This is a genomic window from Thiobacillus denitrificans DSM 12475, assembly GCF_000376425.1.
Classification (GTDB): Bacteria; Pseudomonadota; Gammaproteobacteria; order Burkholderiales; family Thiobacillaceae; genus Thiobacillus; species Thiobacillus denitrificans.
The window spans coordinates 46,442-67,637 of the sequence record NZ_AQWL01000002.1 but is presented as its reverse complement, the minus strand read 5'-3'; the positions used below and the strand labels follow the sequence as shown (position 1 = coordinate 67,637).

Sequence of the window (21,196 nt, the reverse complement as noted above, 5' to 3'; positions counted from 1 at the left end):
CAATCATGGCTGCCCGGCCGGCGCGGTTAAAGCCGGCGCCATGGTGAGCGGGGACGCCGTGGCCGCAGCGGCACGGGTTCGTTCGATATGCGCCAGTACGCTGGGGGCCGGATAGCCGTCGGCCGGCAGTTCGTGCATCACCTGGTAACGCCGGACGGCGCTTTGCGTGCGCGGGCCGGGCAGGCCGTCCGCGGTGCCGGCGTCGAAGCCCATTTCGTTCAAGGCCTGCTGCATGGCTTGCAGCTGCGCCGTGCTGAGCGCACCCGCTTCGCCCGCCTGGGCCGCCAGCGCACCGCCGCCCGCCACCTGGCGCGCCAGCTGCGCTACCGTCAGCGCGTAGCTCAGCGAACGGTTCCACTGCATCACCACGTCGAAATTGTCGAACACCATGAAAGCCGGCCCCTGCCAGCCTTGCGGCAGCACGATTGCGGCCTTGCCCGCCGCGGCGGGCAAGGCCGTGCCGTCCACCGCCTGCACGCCAAGCGCCGTCCACGCCGCCACCGGCAGGCGGTGGGCCACACGGGCTTTGCGCCAGTCGAAGCCCTGCGGCAGGCGCACCTCCAGCGCCACCGGTTCATCCGCACGCCAGCCGGCACGCTGCAGATAATTCGCGGCGGAATGCAGGGCGTCGGGCAGCGACTGCCACAGGTCGATGCGGCCATCGCCGTCGCCATCCACCGCGTAGGCGCGGAAGGTCGACGGCATGAACTGCATGTGCCCCATCGCGCCGGCCCAAGAGCCATTCATATTGGCTGCGGCGACGTGCCCGGCGTCGACGATGCGCAGCGCGTCGAGCAGCTGGCTGCGGAAAAATTCGCTGCGCCGCCCGTCGTAGGCCAGCGTGGCCAGGCTGGCCGGGATGTTGAAGCTGCCGAGCGTTGCGCCGTAGTTGGTTTCCAGTCCCCAGAACGCCACCAGCACCGTCCGGGAAACGCCGTACTGGCGCTCGACCGCATCGAACAGCGCGGCGTGCTCCTGCAGCAGGGCCTGGCCGCGCGCAACCTGGTTCGCGGTGACGCGCCGCTCCAGGTAATCGGCAAAGGTCTGCAGAAACTCGGGCTGGCGGCGATCGAGTTCGACCACGCGTTCGAGCGGCGCGATACCGTTGAGCGCGGCGTCGAGGGTGGCAGCGGAAATGCCCTGTGCGCCGGCGTCCTGGCGGAAGGCGGCGAGCCAGCTGTCGAAATCGCCCTCGGCATGAACGGGGAAGGTTGCCAGCGCAGCCAGCAGGAAGAAAACCTTACGCATGCTTTTGCAGCCAGTATTCGAGTAGCGCCAGATGCCACAGCTTGCTGCCCTGGATGCGGGTGTGGTGCTGCTCCGGCGCGTCCAGCAGCTTGTTGACGTAGGCACGATGGTACAGCCCACGCTCGCGGCAGGCCTGCGAATTCAGAATGTCCTGCATGAAGCCCAAAAATTCGCCGCGCACGTATTTGAGTGCCGGCATGGGAAAGTAGCCTTTCTTGCGGTCGATCACCGCGTCGGGGATCAGGCCGCGGGCAATTTTTTTCAGCACATGTTTGCCCTCGGAAGCCAGTTTCAGTTCGGGTGGCATTTGCGCGGCAAGTTCCACCAGCTGGTGGTCGAGGAAAGGCACCCGCGCCTCCAGCCCCCACGCCATGGTCATGTTGTCGACGCGTTTCACCGGATCGTCGGTGATCAGCATGGTCGTGTCCATACGCAATACCTGATCGATGAATTCGTCGGCGAAAGGTTCCGCCAGGTGCGCGGCAATGATCTGTGCCGTGTAGTCGGGACCGTGGTACGACGGCAGGGTCATTTCGATGAATTCGTCGTGGTCGCGGTCGAAGTAGTGACGGCGGAAGCGCTCCAGCGCGCTGTTTGAGGGGTCGGCCGCCATCCGCGGATACCAGAAATAACCGCCGAACACCTCGTCCGCGCCCTGCCCGCTTTGCACCACCTTCACTGTCTTGCTGACCTGCTCGGCCAGCAGGTAGAACGCCACCGCGTCCTGCGCGAACATCGGCTCGCTCATCGCATCGACTGCCTCGGGCAGGCGGCGCAGCACCTCGCTGTTCGGGATCAGGTACTTGTGATGACGGGTGCCATACATCTCCGCCACCGGGTCGGAGTATTCGAACTCGTTGCCGCGCTCTTCCGGCTGATCCTCGAAGCCCACCGAAAACGTCATCAGGTCGGGCACGCCCTGCTCCGCCAGCAGTGCCACCAGCAGGCTCGAATCGAGGCCGCCGGAGAGCAGCACGCCGACTTTCACGTCGGCGATCTCGATGCGCTTTTTCACCGCCTGCCTGAGGCTTTCATGAATCGCCTCGGTCCATTCGGCCTCGCTCTTCGGCACCGCCGGACGCTGCGCCTGCAACGACCAGTATTTGCGGTGGCTGAGCTCGCCGCGCGCGTTCACCGTCAGCGTCGTCCCCGGCGCCAGCTTGCGGATGCCGTTGAAAACGGTGCGCGGCGCCGGCACCACCGCATGCAGCGTGAACAGATGATGCAACGCGACGGGGTCGATGCCGGTGTCGACGCCGCCTGCGGCGATCAGCGCCTGTGGGGTCGAGGCAAAGCGGAAGCACCCCTGGTTTTCGCTGTAATACAGCGGCTTGATACCGAGGCGGTCGCGCGCCAGCAGCAGCGTCTCGCGGTTCCAGAGCGCGAACGCGAACATGCCGTGCAGGCGCTCGACGCAGGCTTCGCCCCACTCCAGAAACGCGCGCAGGATGACCTCGGTGTCGCCGTCGGAATGGAAGGCGTGGCCGCGCGCGATCAGTTCGGCGCGCAGTTCCGGGTAGTTGTAGATGGTGCCGTTGAACACCAGCGCGGTGCCGGTCGCGGCGTCGAGCATCGGCTGAGCCGAGCGCGGCGACAGGTCGATGATCGCCAGCCGCCGATGGCCCAGCCGCACCGGCCCGTCGGCATGCTGGCCCTCGGCGTCCGGCCCGCGCCGCGCCAGCCTGGCCAGCATCCGCGCCATCGCCGCCGCCTCGGGCGCCTTGTTGTCGAACCGGAATTCACCTGCTATGCCGCACATTCTCTACCCCTGTTATCCGCGAATACGCGAAGGGTCGCGAAGAAAAACATTGAGGGCTCTCTTCGCGTTTCTTCGCGTCCTTTATGCCCTTCGGGTATTCGCGGATAAATATTGTCTTTCAAGCCACCAGCGGCGGCTCGTCCATCAGCGCGATCTGCTCGCGCAATTCGAGGATGCGCGCCTGCCAGTATTGCTGCGTATTGAACCACGGAAATGCGGCCGGAAACGCCGGGTCGTCCCAGCGGCGCGCAAGCCAGGCTGCGTAGTGGAGCAACCGCAGGGTTCTCAGCGCTTCGACCAGATGCAGCTCGCGCGGATCGAATTCGGCGAAGTCCTCGTAGCCCGCCAGGATCTCGTTCATCTGCGCCTGCTGCTCGCCGCGCTCGCCCGACAGCAGCATCCACAGATCCTGCACCGCGGGGCCCATGCGGCAGTCGTCGAAATCGACGAAATGCGGTCCGGTCTCGGTCCACAACACGTTGCCGGCGTGGCAGTCGCCGTGCAGGCGGATGGCACGGACGTCGCCGGCGCGCTCGTAGCAATGCGCCACGCTTTGCAGGGCATGCGCGACCACGCTGTCCCACGCCACGGCCAGATCGACGGGCAGCCAGTTGCCGCTGCGCAGAAAGTCACGCGACGCATAGCCGAAGGTTTCGAGATCGAGTGCCGGGCGATGTGAAAAATCCGTCTGCGTGCCCACCGCGTGAATGCGTCCGAGGAAGCGTCCCATCCGCTGCAGGGTGCCGGCCCGATCGAATTCGGGCATGCGCCCGCCCTGCTTCGGGTACACCGCGAAGCGGAAACCGGCATGGGCATGCAGGGTGGCGCCATTCAATGACAGCGGCGCCACCACCGGAATTTCGCGCGCGGCGAGTTCGATCGTGTACGCGTGTTCCTCCAGGATCGCGGCATCGCTCCAGCGTTCCGGCCGGTAGAACTTGACCACCACCGGGGCGGCATCCTCGACGCCCATCTGGTAGACGCGGTTCTCGTAGCTATTCAAGGCCAGCAGGCGGCCATCCGCGTGCAAGCCGGTGCTGTCGAGCGCATCGAGCGCGCAGTCTGGCGTCAGCGCGGAATAGGGGTGGGGCGAAACCATCATGGGAAGGGGCAAAGCGGCTATGCTCAATAGACGAACGTAGACAGATAATGCCTCAAACGCCGCTTCCATCGCCGCCGCATGAGCACATTCGCCCCCTTCAGCATGGAAATCTCCCGCCACATCTGGGAGACCCGCTATCGCGCGCCGGGCGAAGCCGGCATCCGCGCCAGCTGGCAGCGCGTGGCGGTGGCGATTGCAGCGGCGGAAAGCCGCGAACGTGAGGCCTGGGCCGAGCGCTTTCTCGCGCTGCTGGAGAATTTCCGCTTCCTGCCTGGCGGGCGCATTCTCGCCGGCGCCGGCAGCGGCCACCGGGTGACGCTGCTCAACTGCTTCGTGATGGGCGGGATCGCCGACGACCTGGAAAGCATTTTCGAGGCGCTGAAGGAAGGCGCGCTCACCATGCAGCACGGCGGCGGGGTGGGCTACGATTTTTCCACCCTGCGTCCGGCCGGCATGGTGGCTGCCGCCACCGGCAGCATCGCCTCCGGCCCGGTGTCGTTCATGCACATCTGGGACGCCATGTGCGCCACCATGCTGTCGACCGGCGCGCGGCGCGGCGCGATGATGGCGACGCTGCGCTGCGATCACCCGGACATCGAGACCTTCGTCGACGCCAAGCGCGATCCCGTGGTGCTGCGCCATTTCAACCTGTCGGTGCAGATCAGCGACGCTTTCATGGCGGCGGTGGCGGGCGACCGCGACTGGCCGCTGGTGTTTCCCGGCCTCGCGAACGCGCGCACGCTGAAGGCGCGCGAACTGTGGCAGCGCATCCTGCGCGCGGCCTACGACACCGCCGAACCGGGCGTGCTGTTCGTCGACGCCATCAACCGCGACAACACGCTGGCCGACCGCGAAACGCTCACCGCCACCAATCCCTGCGGCGAAATTCCGCTGCCGCCCTACGGCGCCTGCGACCTCGGCTCGCTCAACCTTGCGGCGTTCGTGGTGTCGCCGTTCGCCGCCGATGCCCGGCTCGACCCGGACGCACTGGCCGCCGCGGCGACGCTCGCGGTGCGCTTTCTCGACGACGTCATCGAGGTCTCGCGCTATCCGCTGCCGGCGCAGGCAGAGGAAGCGCACCGCAAGCGGCGCATCGGGCTGGGCATCACCGGGCTGGCGGACGCGCTGGTGCTGCTCGGCCTGCGCTACGACAGCGCGGCTGCACGCACGCTGGCGGCGCACGCGATGCAGACGGTCCGCGATGCCGCCTATCGCGCATCGATCGAGCTGGCGCGCGAGAAGGGCGCCTTCCCGGAATTCGACGCCGAGCCGTTTCTGGCCAGCGGCTTCGCCGCCCGCCTGCCGGCCGATATTCGCGCCGCCATCGCCGCGCACGGCATCCGCAACAGTCATCTGTTGGCGATCGCCCCGGCCGGCACCATCAGCCTGCTGGCCAACAACATTTCCAGCGGCATCGAGCCGGTTTTCGCGGCCGCGGCCGAGCGCCGCGTGCTGGGAAGCGACGGCGCCTATCGTACCCATCGCGTGGTCGATTACGCCTGCCAGCTGTGGCAGCAGCGGGGCGGAGCCGGCACCCCGCCGGCCCTGATCGAGGCGCGCCAGGTCGATCCGCTCGCCCACCTGCAGATGCAGGCCGCGCTGCAGCCTTTGGTCGACAACGCGATCTCCAAGACCATCAATGTCGCCGCCGAGACCCCCTTCGAGCGCTTCGAGGATCTCTACCGCCAGGCGCACGCGCTCGGCCTCAAGGGCTGCACCGTATTCCGCCCCAATCCAGTCACCGGCGCCATCCTGAGCCAGCCACCTACAGGCAGCCAGGTTCAGTGCTGCAGCCTCGAACGCGAAGCGGATTAAGCCGCGCTGCATGAGCGCGGCCGGCCCTCGTCCGGCAGGCCAGCATCGCCCAGCTACATTTTTCGGCGCACCTGGCCGACAATGGGCGGGCTGCGCTTGTCGGCGCAGGCAACCTGCTCGACTCTCCAGGAAAGGATTCTGAATGCTGCGTTTTCTGTTGTCTGTCCTAGCCATCCTGGCCTGCCTGCCCGCCACCTCGGCGGCAACGCTCGATGCCCTGCTGGCGCGCACCGCGCCACCGCCCGGGGTGGTGTTCGAAATCGCCGACCGCGACCCGCAGGCGCTCGATCACGCGCTACCCTGGGTCAAGCAGGCCGCGCAGCGGCTGAAGGCGCGCTTTCCCGGCATGCCGATGGCGCTGGTGGCCCACGGACAGGAAATGTTCGCGCTGCAAACCGCGCAACGCGAAGACAACGCGACGGCGCACCAACTGGCCGAGAGCCTGGTGCGCGACGAAGGCATCCCGCTGCATGTGTGCGAAACGTATGCCGGCTGGCGCGGTGTGGCGCCGGAGGCCTTTCCAGCGTATGTCGATGTGGCGCCGGAGGGGCCGGCGCAAATCCGCAATTACGAAGCGCTGGATTATGTGCGACTGGTGGTGCCGCGGGCGGCAGCGCTGAAATGAGCCCGCGCATCGGCCTCGCTCTCGGCGGCGGCTCGGCGCGCGGCTGGGCGCACATCGGCGTCATCCGCGCGCTGGCCGACGCCGGCATCGAGCCCGATCTGGTCTGCGGCACCTCGATCGGCGCGCTGGTAGGCGCCGCCTACGTGGGCGGCGAACTCGACCGGCTGGAGAGCTGGGTACGCAGCCTGCGCGTACAGACCGTGGTGAGCTTTCTCGATTTTTCGCTCGGCGGCGGGCTGATCAAGGGCGACAAGCTGATCGAATTCTTCCGCAGCCACTTCGTCGATCGCGACTTCCGTGAACTGGCGCGCCCGTTCGGTGCCGTCGCCACCGACCTGCGGCGCGGCCGCGAAGTATGGCTGCGCGAGGGCGGGGTGTCGAACGCGGTACGCGCCTCGATCGCGCTGCCCGGACTGTTCACCCCGGCGCAACGCGACGGCAGCTTGCTGGTCGACGGCGGCCTGGTCAATCCAGTGCCGGTGTCGCTGTGCCGGGCGATGGGGGCCGACCTGGTGATTGCGGTGGATCTGAACGCCGACCTGCTGGGCCGTCACCTCAAGCCCCGGCCCGCCACCGCAGTGCGCAAGCGCGCCAGGACAGACCCCGAAAATCTGGCCGACAGCGTGATGGCGCGCATCCAGACCGGCATGTCGCAACTCGGCCTCAATTCCGACAACGGATCCAGACCGCCGGCCATGCTCGACGTGCTGGCGAGCAGCATCAACATCATGCAGGTGCTGATTACCCGCAGCCGGCTGGCCGGCGACCCGGCGGACGTGATGGTGACGCCGCTGCTCGCAAACCTGGGGTTGATGGAATTTCACCGTGCCAGCATCGCCATCGACGCCGGGCGGCGCGCGATGGAAGCGGCCATTCCGCACTTCCAAGCTCGCCTGAACAGCATGAATGACACCTGAAACGGACAGGAAGGCCTATACGCCCGGCCCACACAACGCCAGCTTGCCTGCGCGATCCAGCTGCTTGATCGCCGCTTCGCGCCGCGCCGCTTCGGCGCGGTTGGCTGCGGCTTCGACGTAGACCAGCCGCACCGGGCGGCGGCTGCGGGTATAGCGTGCGCCCGACCCGCCGGCGCCGTTGTGTTCGGCGACGCGGCGCGCAGGGTCGGTGGTGATGCCAGTGTAGAGCGAGCCGTCGGCGCAGCGCAGCATGTAGACACACCACGCGGCGGCGACGCCGGAAACGGCCGCCATTGTTCAGCTCATACGTCGGCGGACAGTTGTTGCGCCCACAGCAGCGCATCCATGTGCACGGTGTTGATGTCGGCCACGTCGCGGCCGATCTGCCCGGCCAGGGCTTCGAGGCTGCTCTGGTCGTCCTGTTCGCAGGCAACCGCCAGCGCCAGATAAGGCGCATACGGCCCGCGCTGCGAGACGATGGCCTCGGTGATTTCGGCGGGCAGGCTGATCTGCTTCAACACCTGCTCCATCGGCATGCGCATCACCACGTCGAGCAGCGAAAACAGCCCGGCGACGAAAATCTCATCGCGCGCCTTGGCGAACAGCGCCCGCCCGGCCAGCTGCTCGGCCACCCGGCCGCGCACCAGGGCATTCTCCAGCACCGCCTGATCGAGTTCCTGGGTCTGGCCGCCGGTAAACAGGATCAGCGTCAACCAGCGATAGAGCTTGTCCTGCCCCATCACCATCAGCGCCTGCTCGATGCCGCCGATTTTGCTCATCAAGCCCATGCCGGGGGAGTTGACGTAGCGCAGCAGGCGCACCGACAACGCCGGATCCTGGCGGAAGTGCCCGGCCAGCTCAGGCTGCTCGGCGCCGGTACGCACCCGGTTCATCAGGTCCAGCACCTTGGCGCGTGACGGCCCCATGACCGGGGTGTCGAGCGTTTCGCGGCGGGTGATGAAAGGCCCCATGAACAGGGCGAACTGCAGCTTGTGGCACATATGGAATGCTTCCAGCGTTTGCACCTCGGTCGCCACAAAGCGTTTTCCGGCCGCCACCTTGGACACCGCGGCCATTTGCGCGGTGATGGCAGGAATGTCCTCGCTACCGACGTCCATCAGCACATAATCCGCAAGCTGCAACAGCGCATGCCGCCCGGCCCCCACCGCCATGTCGGCATGCAGGGCGAAACCGAATCCGCGCGCCTTCAGCTCGGCCAGCCGGGCAAGCAGGGAATCGTCGATCGGGGTCTGGCCGTCAATCTTCAGAGCCCACACCGTACCGGCAGCGGGCCAGGTATCGATCAGCGGAAGCGACAGGCTGGCCGGCACAACCGGCACAAATGCCAGGCGTTGCCCCAGCAGGCGCGCGATATCCATGCGCTGCAGGTTGCCGAGCAAGGTTTCGTCGTAGAGCCGCTGCATGTCGGGCAGAGCCATATCGCGCTGGTCATCCGGCGCGCGGCGCAACATGAAGGTGTAAGCCGCCACCTTCTGGTCGCGGCCCAGCATGGCCTCGCGACGCATCACTGAAGGCGCTTTGGCCACCGGCCTGGCTGCCGGCTCCGGTGCGGACGGCACGGCACCCGGCGGCGGTGTTGCATTATCCCGGCCCCCCGACCACATTCCGACAAGACGATTCAGCACGCTACATTCCTCCACGACAAGCTTGGGCGCATCAGCATAATTATCGGCGGCGCCGCGCAGGACTGAAGCCCGTTCACGCAAATTTTGCCGGCCGGTTTACAGCGGGCGCTTGATCGAGACGATGCCGCGCACCATGCCGGGGGCATAGCCCGTGGCCTTGTCGAGCGGGTAATCTGCGGCAAGGCGCGCTTTCACGCCAGCGGGAATCGCGGCCGGGTCGCCGTGGCATGTCAGGCACAACGGCAGCACCGGCAGCGCCTTGGCGTAGCGGAACTGCTTGCCAGTCGGCGTGCCGACGATTTGCCAGGTGTCGAGCGTCTCGGGTTTTTCCCCCGCGGCCAGCCGTTTTTCCAGCCCGGCCTGGGCCTCGGCCTCCCACGCGTCGGGCACGGCGGCCGGATTGCGGTTTTTCGGACTGACGCGCGTGGCCTGCAGACCAAATTGCCTCGATACCTCGGCCGCGATCTGCGGCGCGCGCTCCTTGCATACGCCGATCGCCCCCTCCGCGCCCTTTTCACCAAGCGCCGCTTTCAGTTCACCGCCGAGCTTTTGCGTCAGCGCAGCAGTGGCCTTGCGCGCGTCCGCCACCAAGGCAGCCTGTTCTTCGGCGCTGGGGCCGCTGGCACAACCGGCAAGCAGCGCGGGCAAGGCAAACGCGAGCAGGGCAGGGGCTTTCATGGGGCTTCTCCAGGGAATGAACACGTGCGGGAATTCTAGCCACTCCCCGCTGTTATGCTAAAGCAACAAGGTTTCAGGAACATTAGCGAGGTTCAGAATTGACCAAACAGCTCTATCAATATTTTTTTCGCGGCCTGATCACCGCCTTGCCCCTCGGGCTGACAGCCTATCTGCTTTATGTTTTCCTGCGCTGGAGCGAGATGTTGGCCATGCAATTGGTCCGGCCGTTCATCGGCGAATACTACCTGCCGGGGATGGGCCTGCTGCTGGGAGTCTTCGGTATATTCCTGCTTGGTTTCCTGGTATCGCAGCGTGGCGTGGGCAGGCTGCTGTCGCTGGTCGAGCTGCCTTTCACCAACCTGCCGGTGGTGAAAAGCATCTATTCCTCGTTCAAGAGCTTTGCCGATTACTTTTCCCCCCAGCGCGAAAAGGGCACCCAGCAGATGGTGGTGATCCTCAGGATGCCCGGGCAGTCGCTCGAGGTGGTGGGGCTGGTCACGCGCCAGCACGTCGACGACCTGCCTGCCGGTTTCCTGCAGGGCGACCGGGTCGCGGTCTATCTGCCGATGGGCTACATGATCGGCGGCTACACGGTTTTCGTGCCGCGCGACTGGGTGCGGCCGATCGACATGTCGGTGGAAGAAGCGATGCGCTGGTCGCTGTTTGCCTGGATGGAGGGCACCCGCAGCAAGGATGCGTCCGTCGCCGTGCCGCCACAACCGGGCGGCGACACCAACTGAGACGGGGCCGGGCCGCATGCAGATCGAATGCTACGCTCAACGCCTGCTCAACCCGTTTCGCGGGGTGGTGCACGTCATTCGCTACCGCTCGGCCGAGGCGGTCACCACCGACGGCATCGAGTGGGATATCTATGTCGCCAACGACGCGCTGCTCGACGGCCTGGGACGCGCCGGACGGCGGGCGCAGATTTCCGACATCCGCTATGGCCACTGGTCGGTGGAAACGGGGCTGAAGCGCGGGCCGCTGTACCCGTCGGACGATTTCAAGCGGCTGGAAGACATGGGCGCGGTGGTCTACGAGCACCTGCTCAAGATGTATCGTGCGGTGCCGTTCGCCTTTCGCGATCAATTCGAGCTCTGGCTGCTCGACCGCCACGACCAGCCGCTGGCACTGCTGCACAGCGTATGCGCCGACAGCGAAACCGACACCAAACCGCCGCTCGACTGGCGCGCCGGCATGGCCGCGCAGGAACGCTTCCAGAGCACGGCGATTGCCGGGCTCGACGAGTCCGCTGGTGGGTATCTGACGGGTTATGTGAACAGTCTCGCCAGCGGCGTGGCACAGTGGTTCCGCCGCTCGGACGACGGTGCCGGGCTGGGGCTGCACACAAGGCAAGGCGGCGATGCCCTGCACGGGCGCGTGCTGGAGGCCGACGCCTTCCCGCCGCTGTTCATCGCTACCGCCGGTATGGATACCGCCCACACCCGGCTGGTGCATGACTACCATGCCTGGCAGGCACCCTGGATGCTGCTGCTACCGCACCTCGACGCCGCCACCCGCGGCGCGCTCGAAACCTGCGCCTGCCGCCAGGCCGAACTGATCGAAAAACACTGCCGCCTGTATCCCGCCGTCATCGACCGCGCCGCCTTGCAGGCCGCGCGCGTGGAAGCCGCCCTGGTGCGCGGCCTGCCGCGCAGGAGCCAAGCGGACGATGCGGTGCCGATGTTCTACATCGAACTCGACGCCAGCGAGCGCGAATAATCAGGCGACAAGGTTGTGGGTGGCGGTACCGCAGACGCGCCCGCAGACGCCGCGTGCTGCGTCATATCCGCACCGGCTCGAAGGTCGCATCCAGATTCTGGTCATCGCAGTAATCCAGAAAATCGCCGCGCAGGGTGGCAATGTGGGCGTCGGCGGGAATGCCCAGCGTCATGTGGACGGCGAACATCGGCGCGCCGGTGTGCGGGGCAGGGTAGGTTTCAGTGTCGAGCGCTTCGATGTTGATGTGCAGCCGCGCGAAGAAATTGGCGAGGCTGTTGACGATGCCGGGCTGGTCGAGCGCGGCGACTTCGACGGTGTAGGGAATCAGCGGCTTGTCGGCCCGCGTGGGGCGGGTGCGCTGCTGGGTGAGCGAGAGACCCAGCTCTTCGGCGACGGCGGGAAGCCGCGCTTCCAGTTTGGCCAGCGCGTCCCAGCTGCCAGAAACACGCATCAGCAGCGCGAAACGCCCACCCAGCGCGGCCATCCGCGACTCCTCGATATTGCAGCCGCTGTCCGAAATGCGGCGGGTGAATCCCTCCACCAGGCCAAGTTTGTCTTCCCCGCTGGCGGTGATGACGAGTGATTCGGTGTCGTTGGACATTAGATGAGCTCCCGGTCGGATAATTCTTTTTTGATATACGCATAGATGATCGGCGCGGCGATGACGCCCTGCACGCCGAAGGCCGCCTCCATCACCAGCATGGCAATCAGCAGCTCCCATGCGCGCGCCTGGATCTGGCCGCCGATGATACGGGCATTCACGAAATATTCGAGCTTGTGGATGATGACCAGAAACGCCAGTGAAGCCGCCGCAACGTGCAGCGAATGCGATAGCGAAATGACGACGATGATCGTATTGGAAATGAGGTTGCCCAGCACCGGCAGCAGACCGACGATGAAGGTGACGACGATCATGGTTTTGGTGAAAGGTAAGTGCACCCCGAACGCCGGCAGCACCAGCAGCAGGTAAGCCGCGGTCAGCAGCGCATTGAGCGCCGAGATGCGCATCTGCGCAAACACCACCCGGCGAAACGCCTCGCCCAGGCGGTTCACCCGTTCGGCCATGGCTTGCGCCAGCGGTGCCAGCGCCTGATGCGGGCGTGCTTCGCGCAATGCAACGAAGCTGCCGATGACCAGGCCGATGATGAAGTGGAGCACCCCGCGGCCGGCGTCGCCGCTGAGCTTGCGAATATCCTGCGCATGGGTGCGCAGCCATTCGACCAGCCCTGCGCGGATCACCGACTCGTCGCCCTGCGGCATCCACTCGGCCGCCCACAGCGGCAGCAGTTCACGCGAATTTTCGATGATCTCGGCCATTTTCTTCAGCAGCCCGGCCAGCCCGCCTTCGGTGCGCAGATACAGGATCGCCCCCGCGATAAACCCGCCCAGCACGCCCAGCACGATCAGGGTGATGAGCGACACCACCAGCACCTTGGCCCAGATGTGGTCGAGACGGCCAATGACAAAACGCGGCGCCAGCAAATGCACCAGTTGCGCCACCAGCAGACCCGCCAGCAGCGCCGGCAGCAAGTGCAGCTGCAGGACGAGCAGCAACCCGGCTGCCATCATCAGCCAGGCGGCGAACTGGTAGCGGGTGGCGGGCGAAGATACGGGGACAGCGATCATGGCGGCACAGTGCCAAGAAAAGCGTTCCTGGGCAAGCGCCCGCAGTTGAAATGATTCGTCCCGGGCATTCGGCCGCCTGCGGTCACCGTTTCGGATCGGCTGCGGCCATGGGCGCAGACGGATTGCCCCATGCAACAAAGCCCGCCAAATTGCGGGCTTTGTTGCTTCCGTCGCGGCCGCCGCGCTGACAGCCGCAGCACCGGATTCAGCCTGCCTTGCGGCGTAACATGCCGAGGCCGGCCAGGCCGGCCCCAAGCAGGGCGAGGCTGGCGGGTTCGGGCACCGGGTTGAGCGGCTGCATGGACAGCGACAGCGTGTAGTCGCCTGTCATGATCGAGGTCTGGTTGTCGATATACGACACCGCGCCGAAGCCGGCGGGCGCCAGACCGTCCATGAGCCACGCCTGGTTGCCGGTATTGATTGCAAGCATGGCGAAGTCGCCAATGCCGATGTAATAGGTGCCGGCGTTGATTGCGTAGCTCAGGAAGGCGTTGAGGTCGCTACCGGAATCGTCATCCCCGGCCAGCGCATTGAAGCCCGCATCGAACAGGCCGATCTGCGCGTCGATCGAACCGGCGGTACCGATCGACAGGGTGCCGCCGGTTCCGAACACGACCTTGTAGACATCGCCTTCATCGGCTTCAGTGATGTTGCCCTGTATCACCGCGTCCGTCGCCATTTGGGCCGCCGCGAGAAAATTCGAGGCGTCGCCCGATTCCATATAGGCGGCCTGAGCCGGGCTTATGCCGCAGGCCAGCATGAGGACCATGCCGGCGATACGCAGGTTTGAGTTCATGTTTTCCGCTTTCTTGCCTGTCTTAGGATTTTATTGTCGCGAACCGGGCTGGCGCTGCCGGGATACTGGCAGCATCGGGGCTGGCAAGCCGTAGCGACTAAAGCAGCTTGCATGCCATGGTTCGACGCAAAGCATGAATCGCTTTTATTACAGAGGCTTAATCCAGATACTTGCGTCACCTGGAGTCTGGCAGCCGCAATTCCTGTGCGAACTGTAAAAATACCCGACACCGGGGTGCGGCGTAACGCGGCGATACTCAGGCTTCAGCCAGATAACCCAGCGCGGCGCCAGTCTGTGCCGCCGCCTGTTGCAGCGCCTCGGCCCAGCCCGCCTTGTGACGCTCGGCCGGCGCCGAGATCGACAAGCCGGCAATCAGCTTGCCTTCGGCATCGCGGATCGGCGCGCCGATGCACGCCACCCCCAGCTCGGCCTCCTCGCGATCGTAGGCCAGGCGCTCGCGGCGGATCGTGCCCAGTTCGGCGCTGAGCCGCTCCAGTGAAGTCAGCGTGTTCGTGGTGTAGGCCGGCAAGCCGGTGCGCTCGGCATAGCCCATCACGCCGCTGGCGCTGTCCTCGGCAAGGAATATCTTGCCCACTGCGGTGACGTGCAGGGGTGCATGCGCACCGACCACCTGCACCACCTGGATCAGGGTCTGGCCGCCCGATACGCGCTCGACATAGACCGCCTCGTCGCCGCGCCGTACGATCAGGTTGACTGTCTCGCCGGTCAGTTCAGCAAGTTTTTGCATGAATGGCATCGCCACCTGACGGATGTTCAGCCGGGCGCGCAAGCGATTGCCCACTTCCAACCAGCGCACGCCCAGATCGTATTCGCCGGCACCGGTTTTTTCGACCAGGCCGTGCGCCATCAATGCGCCGAGGATGCGGTGTGCGCTGGCGGTGTGCAGCCCGGCCTCGCCGGCGAGGCGGGTCAGACCGATCGGCCCGGGTGCGCGGGAAAGAATGCCGACCAGCGCCATGGCGCGGTCGAGGACCTGGATCGAGGAGCTGGCGTTTTTCATAAAGTGAAAATTTATCACGCGATGTGAAATTATGGACAGTTTACTGCTTCAATACGTCCATCGTTTCGCATAGCGCGAAACAATTTCATATTGTGAAAGGATGTGCCATGAGCGCCCAGATGCAGTCCGCCCCCGAGACCCTGCCCGCCTTCTGCGAAGGCATCCAGTATTTCGCCGACGGTTTCCCGGAAATCGAGCGTCTGGGGGTCGCCCCGCTCCTCGGACCCGGCCAGCCCGCGCTGCCCGACGCCACCAGCGAAGCGTCCATCTACCAGACCCTGCTTGCCGCTGACGCGTTGCGCTACCTGACGCTGCAGGTCACCGGCAGCAAGTCGTCCGGCCATCCCGGCGGCTTCGCCTCCAGCGCCGATGCGGTCGCCGCACTGCATCTGCTGGGCCACCGCAACATGGTGACCGAGGTGGGCCACCACGCACCCGGTTTCTATTCGGCGATGTTTCTCGATACCTCGCTGGAAGCCATGGGCATCCACAGCGTGGCCGAGATGCGCGCGCGCTTCCGCGAGCGCCACGGCCTCCTGGGTCACCTGTCGGGCGCGATCCCCGGCCTGCTGGCGCCCGCCGGCCCGCTGGGCCAGGGCCAGCATTTCGCCATGGCCGGCGCCTACCTGCACCGCGACAAGCTGTTTCCCGTCACCATCGGCGACGGCGGCCTCGGCGAACCCTACATCATGAGCGCGTTCCAGCATTTCGCCACCGCGTATCCAGACGTTACCAACTACTTGCCGGTGCTGGTGTGGAACGGCTATTCACAGGAGCATCACAGCATGGTGTCGCTGTGGGATAACGGCCGCATGGCCGCCTACTGGCGCGCGCATGGATTCGATGAAGTCCATCTGGTCGACGCCCGCGAATTCGCCGACACGGACGACGCCCCGGTCTATGTGGACAGCACCACCTTCGGTTTCGCCGCGCGCATGGCCTTCACCGGCGCCATCCTCAAGGCGGCCGACGCTGCCGCCAGGAGTGCGCTGTCCGGTCGCCGCGCCTGCCTCATCGTCAAGCAGCTGAAGGGCGCCGGCGTGCATGCCACCGGCGCCAAGTCGCACAACCTCTACGCCCACCACACGCTCGACTCCGACGACGTGAAGGGCGGTCTGCAGCGCCGCGCGCTGCCGATCCAGGCGTGGAAGGTGACGCGCGAAAACTTCCGTCACGCCGGCGGCGGCCCCGCCGCAAAGGTCGCGGTGACCGAGAGCGTTCGCGATCTGCCTAGCCTCGACGGCCTGCCGCTGAATGAATTCGCCGTCGGCGAAAACCACATCCCGACCACCGCCTTCGGCCACGTGGTTGGCGAGGTCGGCAAGCGCGATCCGCTGTTCGTCGTCACCAACGCCGACGGCAACGAAGCCTCGGGCATGGCCAACATCAACAAGGCGCTGACGATCCGCCACCCGACCGCCGACGACCTCTACTTCCAGGGCCCGTCCGGCCAGGTCTACGAGCCGCTCAACGAGGACGCCTGCGCCGGCCTCGCGGTGGGTATCGCGCTGTTCGGCGGGCGCAGCCTGTGGTGCAGCTACGAATCCTTCGCCATCAACGGCCTGCCGATCTGGCAGACGGTGACGCAGGCGATGGCCGAGCTGCGCCGCCCGACCCCGGCGACGGTGTGCCTGTTCACCGCCGGCGCGCTCGAGCAGGGCCGCAACGGCTGGACCCACCAGCGCCCCGAAATCGAAAGCTACTTCGCCGCGATGATGCGCAACGGCAACGTCTACCCGCTGTTCCCGGTCGATGCCAACATGATCCAGGCGAGCTACGACTGGGCCTTGAAGCAGCACAACAAGGGCATCGTCATCACTGCGTCGAAGTCACCGTTGCCGATCCACGCGACGATGGCGCAAAGCCGCCAGGCGATCGACGACGGCGCAATGGTGCTGCGCGAAACCAAGGGCTCGCACACCGTCGTGTTCGCCGTCACCGGCGACATGGTGCTGCAACCGGTGTTCGCCGCCGCCGACAAGCTGGCCGAAGCCGGCATCGGCTCGCGCATCGTCGCCGTGGTCAACCCGCGCCGCCTCTATCGTCCGGGCGACGTGCTGTGGGACAGCGTGTCCGAGCCCGACGGCTGCTTCATGGATGACGCCGCCTTCAAGGCCATGTTCCACGGTGACGTGCTGCTCGGCGTCAGCGGCGGGCCGTCTGCGCCGCTCGAACCGGTGCTGCTGCGCAGCCAGGCACGCGAGCGCGACGTCTTCTGCTGGAAGCGCGGCGAGACCACCGCCAACCCGCAGCAGCTGTTCGACTTCAACGGCATGAACGCTCAGGCGATGCACGAGCGGGCGCTGGCGATGCTGGAGCAGGCGGTAGCTTGAAAGCTCTCCGCGAATGCGCGCCCGCGCATTCGCGGACATGAAAGGTCAACACCATGAACCCGAAAATCATCGTTCTCGACGACGACCCCACCGGATCGCAGACCGTGCATTCCTGCCTGCTGCTGACGCGCTGGGACGTCGCCACGCTGAAGACGGCGCTGGCTGATGCCGCGCCGCTGTTTTTCGTTCTGACCAACACGCGCGGCATGGACGCAACGCGCGCGGCTGAAATCACCCGCGAGGTGTGCATCAATCTCAAGGCGGCGCTGGCCGACTACGCCGGGCCGGTGCTGTTCGTATCACGTTCCGACTCGACCCTACGCGGCCACTATCCGGTGGAGACCGACGTGATGAACGAGGTGCTCGGACCGTTCGACGCGACGCTGCTCACCCCGGCGTTCTTCGAAGGCGGACGCATCACCCGCGACAGCACCCACTACCTCGTCGTCGACGGCACGCCAGTACCGACGCACGAGACCGAGTTCGCGCGCGACTCGGTGTTCGGCTACACGACTGCATTCCTGCCCGACTACGTCGCCGAGAAGACCGCCGGCCGCGTCGCCGCGAAGGATGTGGCGCGCCTCACGCTGACCGACCTGCGCGCCGGCAAGGCGGGCATCTGGCTCGCGTCGCTCGCAAACAACGCGATCGGCGTGGTCGACGGCGAATCGCCCGACGACTACCGCAGCTTCGCCGACGCCGTGCTGAAGGCGGCGGCGGATGGCAAGCGCCTCTTGTTCCGCAGCGCCGCCTCACTGCTGACCGCGCTGGCGAAGCTGCCATCGCAGCCGGTGGCGGCCGAGGCCTTCGCCAGCCTGGTGCGCGACGGCCGGCCCGGTGCGGTCGTGGTCGGCTCGCACGTGGCGAAAACCACGGCGCAGCTGACGCAGCTCTTGAAAGAGCGCGGCGTGGTCGGTCTGCCGCTCGACGTCACCCGCTTGCCGGCCGGGCGTGCCGCCGCGGTAGACGAACTCACCGCGAGCATCGTCCACGCCCATGCAAAGGGCCTGACCCCGGTGGTGTTCACCAGCCGCAGCGAACTGCAGTTCGCCAGCATCGCCGAGCGCCTGGCCTTCGGCGAAGCGGTGTCCGCGACGCTGATGGATGTAGTAAAGCGGCTGCCCGGGACGCTGGGTTTCCTCATCAGCAAGGGCGGCATCACTTCCAACGACGTGCTGTCGACCGGGCTCGAACTCATCACCTCGCGGGTGCTGGGGCAGATCCTGCCCGGCGTCACCGTGGTGCAGACGCCGGCCGACCATCGCCTGCCGCAGCTGCCGGTGGTGATCTTCCCCGGCAACGTCGGCGGCGACGGCGCGCTGGCAGAAGCCTACCGGCGGCTGGCGCCCTCGCGCGCGCAGGCAAGCCCGGCTAAACTCGCAACCTGAATCCTAGCCCCGCCCCCGCATGCTGAGCCCCGCCTTCCTGTCCAAGCTGCGCAGCGTCCTGCCGGCACACTGCGTCCTCAACGAGCGCGAGGATCTCGTGCCCTTCGAGTCGGACGGGCTCGCCGCCTACCGCAACGTCCCCGACGTAGTGGCGTTGCCGGAGAACGAGGCGCAGGTGGCGGCGGTGCTGCAGCTGTGCCATGAAAACCGGGTCGCGGTGGTGGCACGCGGCGCCGGCACCGGCCTTGCCGCAGGCGCCTTGCCGGTCGACGGCGCGGTGCTGCTGGTGCTGGCGAAACTCAACCGCGTCAAGGCCATCGACCCGCTCGCCCGCACCGCGGTCGTCGAGCCCGGCGTGCGCAACCTCGCGATCTCGGAGGCCGTCGCGCCGCACGGCCTCTACTACGCGCCCGACCCCTCGTCGCAGATCGCCTGCTCGATCGGCGGCAACGTCGCCGAGAACTCGGGCGGCGTGCACTGCCTGAAATACGGCCTCACCGTGCACAACATCATGAAGCTGCGCGCGCTGACGATCGCGGGCGACGTGCTCGAAATCGGCAGCGACGCGCTCGATGCCCCCGGCTACGACCTGCTGGCGCTGTTGACCGGATCGGAAGGGATGCTGGCGGTGATCACCGAGGTCACCGTCAAGCTGCTGCCGCGCCCCGAACGCGCGCAGGTGGTGTTGGCGGCCTTCGACGACGTGGCGAAGGCCGGTGCGGCGGTCGGCAACATCATTGCCGCCGGGGTGATTCCGGCCGGGCTGGAAATGATGGACCGCCTTGCGATCAGGGCCGCCGAGGCCTTCGTCCACGCCGGCTACCCGCTCGATTGCGAGGCGCTGCTGCTGTGCGAGGTCGACGGCGTCAACGAGGAAGTGTCGGCCGACATCTACACCGTGCGCCAGGTGCTCGAAGCCTCCGGCGCGACCGAAATCCGCACCGCCGACAGCGAGGAGCAACGCCTAAAATTCTGGGCCGGGCGCAAGGCCGCGTTCCCTGCCGTCGGCCGCCTTGCGCCCGACTACTACTGCATGGACGGCACCATCCCGCGCGCGCAGCTGCCGCACGTGCTGAAACGCATCAGCGAAATGAGCGATGAATTCGGCCTGCGTGTGGCCAACGTGTTCCACGCCGGCGACGGCAACCTGCACCCGCTGATCCTGTTCGACGCCAACCAGGCGGGCGAATTGCAGAAGGCCGAAGACTTCGGCGGCAGGATTCTCGAACTGTGCGTCGAGGCCGGCGGCACCATCACCGGCGAGCACGGCGTCGGCCTGGAGAAAATCAGGCAGATGTGCGCGCAGTTCGCCCCCCCCGAGCTCACCCGCTTCCACGAGGTGAAGGCGGCGTTCGATCCCGACACCCTGCTCAACCCCGGCAAGGCGGTGCCCGAGCTGCACCGCTGCGCCGAGTGGGGCGCGATGCACGTCCACGCCGGCCGGCTGCCGCACCCCGAGCTGCCGAGGTTCTGATGCTCGACGTCTTCATCGAGCGCATCCGCGCAGCCCACGCCGAAAGCACCCCGCTCATCCTCCAGGGCGGGGGCAGCAAGGCCTTCTATGGCAACACCGATGAAGGAGAAATCCTGAGCACTCGCACGCTCACCGGCGTCGTCGACTATCAGCCGAAGGAGCTGGTGCTGACCGCTCGCGCCGGCACCCCGCTCACCGAGATCGAGGCCCTGCTCGCCGAACAGAACCAGATGCTGGCGTTCGAGCCACCGCACTTCGGTGGAGCGGCCACGCTCGGCGGCAGCATCGCCGCCGGGCTGTCCGGCCCGCGCCGGCCTCACGCCGGCGCTGCGCGCGACTTCGTGCTCGGCGTGCGCATCATCGACGGCACCGGCCAGCCGCTGCGCTTCGGCGGCCAGGTGATCAAGAACGTCGCCGGCTACGACGTGTCGCGCCTGATGGTCGGCGCACTCGGCACGCTCGGCCTGATCACCGAAATCTCGCTCAAGGTGCTGCCGCAACCGGCGACGGAAACCACGCTGCAATTCGAACTCGACGAAGCCGCGGCGATTCTGCGAATGAACCAGTGGGCCGGCCAGCCGCTGCCGCTGTCGGCGAGCTCATGGCACGCCGGCCTGCTGACCGTGCGACTGTCGGGCGCGGCCTCCGCGGTGCACGCCGCACAGGCCAAACTCGGCGGCGATCCGCTGAATGACGCCGCCGCGTTCTGGCAGCGCCTGCGCGACCAGGCCACGCCCTTCTTCGACAAGCGTCCGCTGTGGCGGCTGGCGGTCAAGCCGACCACCCCGCCGCTGAAGCTGGGCGACGCGCTGTGGGTCGAGTGGGGCGGCGCGGTGCGCTGGCTGGCCTCGGAGCGGCCCGCCGCCGCGCTGCGCGCGGCAGCGCAGACCGCCGGCGGCCACGCCACCCTGTTCCGCGGCGACGCACCGCCCGACGGCGTGTTCACCCCGCTCGCCCCGGCGATGCTGACGCTGCACCGCGCCCTCAAGCAGCGCTTCGATCCCAAGGGCCTCTTCAACCGCGGCCGGATGCATCCCGATTTCTGA

General features: G+C 66.8%; 19 protein-coding genes. 9 read left to right on the top strand and 10 right to left on the bottom strand.

All coding sequences use genetic code 11. From position 1 onward, the window contains the following. Positions 1-3: 3 nt before the first annotated feature. From B059_RS0102660 to B059_RS0102650, 3 genes are all read right to left on the bottom strand, one after another. Entirely contained in the window at positions 4-1,248 is a 1,245-nt protein-coding gene (locus tag B059_RS0102660; RefSeq protein ID WP_018076695.1) for a lytic murein transglycosylase, read from the bottom strand. Further along, positions 1,241-3,007 (bottom strand): N-acetylglutaminylglutamine amidotransferase, encoded by a 1,767-nt coding sequence (locus B059_RS0102655; protein ID WP_018076694.1) that lies wholly within the window; start codon positions 3,005-3,007, stop codon positions 1,241-1,243. Before B059_RS0102655 ends, B059_RS0102660 begins: the two co-directional genes overlap by 8 nt. 118 nt (positions 3,008-3,125) lie before the next feature. Further along, a complete protein-coding gene (locus B059_RS0102650; RefSeq protein WP_018076693.1) occupies positions 3,126-4,109 on the bottom strand; it encodes a serine/threonine protein kinase in 984 nt (327 codons plus the stop codon). Between the two features lie 78 nt (positions 4,110-4,187). On the opposite strand from B059_RS0102650, the gene B059_RS0102645 reads away from it, so the two are divergent. From B059_RS0102645 to rssA, 3 genes are all read left to right on the top strand, one after another. Further along, positions 4,188-5,924, top strand: coding sequence for an adenosylcobalamin-dependent ribonucleoside-diphosphate reductase (locus B059_RS0102645; RefSeq protein ID WP_026177261.1), 1,737 nt, complete (start codon positions 4,188-4,190; stop codon positions 5,922-5,924). A 142-nt stretch (positions 5,925-6,066) separates the two neighbouring features. Further along, on the top strand, positions 6,067-6,549 hold the full coding sequence (locus tag B059_RS0102640) for a DsrE family protein (RefSeq protein ID WP_018076691.1): 483 nt from the start codon (positions 6,067-6,069) through the stop codon (positions 6,547-6,549). Next, on the top strand, positions 6,546-7,466 hold the full coding sequence (rssA, locus tag B059_RS0102635) for a patatin-like phospholipase RssA (RefSeq protein ID WP_018076690.1): 921 nt from the start codon (positions 6,546-6,548) through the stop codon (positions 7,464-7,466). The genes B059_RS0102640 and rssA overlap by 4 nt, the downstream gene beginning before the upstream one ends. A 15-nt stretch (positions 7,467-7,481) precedes the next feature. Here the strand turns inward: rssA and B059_RS0102630 are convergent, their stop codons facing one another. The 3 genes from B059_RS0102630 to B059_RS0102620 form a co-directional block, all read right to left on the bottom strand. Next, entirely contained in the window at positions 7,482-7,760 is a 279-nt protein-coding gene (locus B059_RS0102630; RefSeq protein ID WP_018076689.1) for a GIY-YIG nuclease family protein, read from the bottom strand. 8 nt (positions 7,761-7,768) lie between these two features. After that, on the bottom strand, positions 7,769-9,112 hold the full coding sequence (locus tag B059_RS0102625; RefSeq protein ID WP_245538716.1) for an EAL and HDOD domain-containing protein: 1,344 nt from the start codon (positions 9,110-9,112) through the stop codon (positions 7,769-7,771). Between the two features lie 96 nt (positions 9,113-9,208). Next, positions 9,209-9,790 carry a Tll0287-like domain-containing protein gene (locus tag B059_RS0102620; RefSeq protein WP_018076687.1) on the bottom strand — a complete coding sequence of 194 codons (582 nt, stop codon included), beginning with the start codon at positions 9,788-9,790 and terminating at the stop codon, positions 9,209-9,211. A 98-nt stretch (positions 9,791-9,888) separates the two neighbouring features. On the opposite strand from B059_RS0102620, the gene B059_RS0102615 reads away from it, so the two are divergent. Together B059_RS0102615 and B059_RS0102610 are read left to right on the top strand one after the other, a co-directional pair. Further along, entirely contained in the window at positions 9,889-10,530 is a 642-nt protein-coding gene (locus B059_RS0102615; RefSeq protein WP_018076686.1) for a DUF502 domain-containing protein, read from the top strand. A 16-nt stretch (positions 10,531-10,546) separates the two neighbouring features. After that, the gene (locus tag B059_RS0102610) at positions 10,547-11,512 is read left to right on the top strand and encodes a hypothetical protein (RefSeq protein ID WP_018076685.1); all 966 of its coding nucleotides are present in this window, start codon (positions 10,547-10,549) and stop codon (positions 11,510-11,512) included. Positions 11,513-11,573: 61 nt separating this feature from the next. Here the strand turns inward: B059_RS0102610 and B059_RS0102605 are convergent, their stop codons facing one another. The 4 genes from B059_RS0102605 to B059_RS0102590 all read right to left on the bottom strand — a co-directional run bounded on the left by B059_RS0102605 (position 11,574) and on the right by B059_RS0102590 (position 14,955). After that, a complete protein-coding gene (locus tag B059_RS0102605) occupies positions 11,574-12,113 on the bottom strand; it encodes a glycine cleavage system transcriptional repressor (RefSeq protein ID WP_018076684.1) in 540 nt (179 codons plus the stop codon). Continuing rightward, positions 12,113-13,138, bottom strand: a complete 1,026-nt coding sequence (locus B059_RS0102600) for an AI-2E family transporter (protein ID WP_026177260.1) — start codon at positions 13,136-13,138, stop codon at positions 12,113-12,115. The genes B059_RS0102605 and B059_RS0102600 overlap by 1 nt, the downstream gene beginning before the upstream one ends. A 205-nt stretch (positions 13,139-13,343) precedes the next feature. Further along, on the bottom strand, positions 13,344-13,934 hold the full coding sequence (locus B059_RS0102595) for a DVUA0089 family protein (protein WP_018076682.1): 591 nt from the start codon (positions 13,932-13,934) through the stop codon (positions 13,344-13,346). Between the two features lie 256 nt (positions 13,935-14,190). Continuing rightward, positions 14,191-14,955, bottom strand: a complete 765-nt coding sequence (locus B059_RS0102590) for an IclR family transcriptional regulator (RefSeq protein WP_018076681.1) — start codon at positions 14,953-14,955, stop codon at positions 14,191-14,193. 107 nt (positions 14,956-15,062) lie between these two features. On the opposite strand from B059_RS0102590, the gene B059_RS0102585 reads away from it, so the two are divergent. The 4 genes from B059_RS0102585 to glcE are packed head-to-tail and all read left to right on the top strand — an operon-like array spanning position 15,063 to position 21,196. Further along, positions 15,063-17,288, top strand: coding sequence for a phosphoketolase family protein (locus B059_RS0102585; protein ID WP_018076680.1), 2,226 nt, complete (start codon positions 15,063-15,065; stop codon positions 17,286-17,288). Positions 17,289-17,341: 53 nt separating this feature from the next. Next, complete coding sequence (locus B059_RS0102580) at positions 17,342-18,676, top strand: four-carbon acid sugar kinase family protein (protein WP_018076679.1); 1,335 nt, start codon at positions 17,342-17,344, stop codon at positions 18,674-18,676. A gap of 19 nt (positions 18,677-18,695) precedes the next feature. After that, the gene (locus B059_RS0102575; protein ID WP_018076678.1) at positions 18,696-20,150 is read left to right on the top strand and encodes an FAD-linked oxidase C-terminal domain-containing protein; all 1,455 of its coding nucleotides are present in this window, start codon (positions 18,696-18,698) and stop codon (positions 20,148-20,150) included. Then, positions 20,150-21,196 carry a glycolate oxidase subunit GlcE gene (glcE, locus tag B059_RS0102570; protein ID WP_018076677.1) on the top strand — a complete coding sequence of 349 codons (1,047 nt, stop codon included), beginning with the start codon at positions 20,150-20,152 and terminating at the stop codon, positions 21,194-21,196. The genes B059_RS0102575 and glcE overlap by 1 nt, the downstream gene beginning before the upstream one ends.

Bases quoted from the DNA above. Each gene is read 5' to 3' on its own strand.
- B059_RS0102660 (WP_018076695.1), bottom strand. From the start codon at position 1,248: ATGCGTAAGGTTTTCTTCCTGCTGGCTGCGCTGGCAACCTTCCCCGTT.
- B059_RS0102655 (WP_018076694.1), bottom strand. From the start codon at position 3,007: ATGTGCGGCATAGCAGGTGAATTCCGGTTCGACAACAAGGCGCCCGAG.
- B059_RS0102650 (WP_018076693.1), bottom strand. From the start codon at position 4,109: ATGATGGTTTCGCCCCACCCCTATTCCGCGCTGACGCCAGACTGCGCG.
- B059_RS0102645 (WP_026177261.1), top strand. From the start codon at position 4,188: ATGAGCACATTCGCCCCCTTCAGCATGGAAATCTCCCGCCACATCTGG.
- B059_RS0102640 (WP_018076691.1), top strand. From the start codon at position 6,067: ATGCTGCGTTTTCTGTTGTCTGTCCTAGCCATCCTGGCCTGCCTGCCC.
- rssA (WP_018076690.1), top strand. From the start codon at position 6,546: ATGAGCCCGCGCATCGGCCTCGCTCTCGGCGGCGGCTCGGCGCGCGGC.
- B059_RS0102630 (WP_018076689.1), bottom strand. From the start codon at position 7,760: ATGGCGGCCGTTTCCGGCGTCGCCGCCGCGTGGTGTGTCTACATGCTG.
- B059_RS0102620 (WP_018076687.1), bottom strand. From the start codon at position 9,790: ATGAAAGCCCCTGCCCTGCTCGCGTTTGCCTTGCCCGCGCTGCTTGCC.
- B059_RS0102610 (WP_018076685.1), top strand. From the start codon at position 10,547: ATGCAGATCGAATGCTACGCTCAACGCCTGCTCAACCCGTTTCGCGGG.
- B059_RS0102605 (WP_018076684.1), bottom strand. From the start codon at position 12,113: ATGTCCAACGACACCGAATCACTCGTCATCACCGCCAGCGGGGAAGAC.
- B059_RS0102600 (WP_026177260.1), bottom strand. From the start codon at position 13,138: ATGATCGCTGTCCCCGTATCTTCGCCCGCCACCCGCTACCAGTTCGCC.
- B059_RS0102595 (WP_018076682.1), bottom strand. From the start codon at position 13,934: ATGAACTCAAACCTGCGTATCGCCGGCATGGTCCTCATGCTGGCCTGC.
- B059_RS0102590 (WP_018076681.1), bottom strand. From the start codon at position 14,955: ATGAAAAACGCCAGCTCCTCGATCCAGGTCCTCGACCGCGCCATGGCG.
- B059_RS0102585 (WP_018076680.1), top strand. From the start codon at position 15,063: ATGAGCGCCCAGATGCAGTCCGCCCCCGAGACCCTGCCCGCCTTCTGC.
- B059_RS0102580 (WP_018076679.1), top strand. From the start codon at position 17,342: ATGAACCCGAAAATCATCGTTCTCGACGACGACCCCACCGGATCGCAG.
- B059_RS0102575 (WP_018076678.1), top strand. From the start codon at position 18,696: ATGCTGAGCCCCGCCTTCCTGTCCAAGCTGCGCAGCGTCCTGCCGGCA.
- glcE (WP_018076677.1), top strand. From the start codon at position 20,150: ATGCTCGACGTCTTCATCGAGCGCATCCGCGCAGCCCACGCCGAAAGC.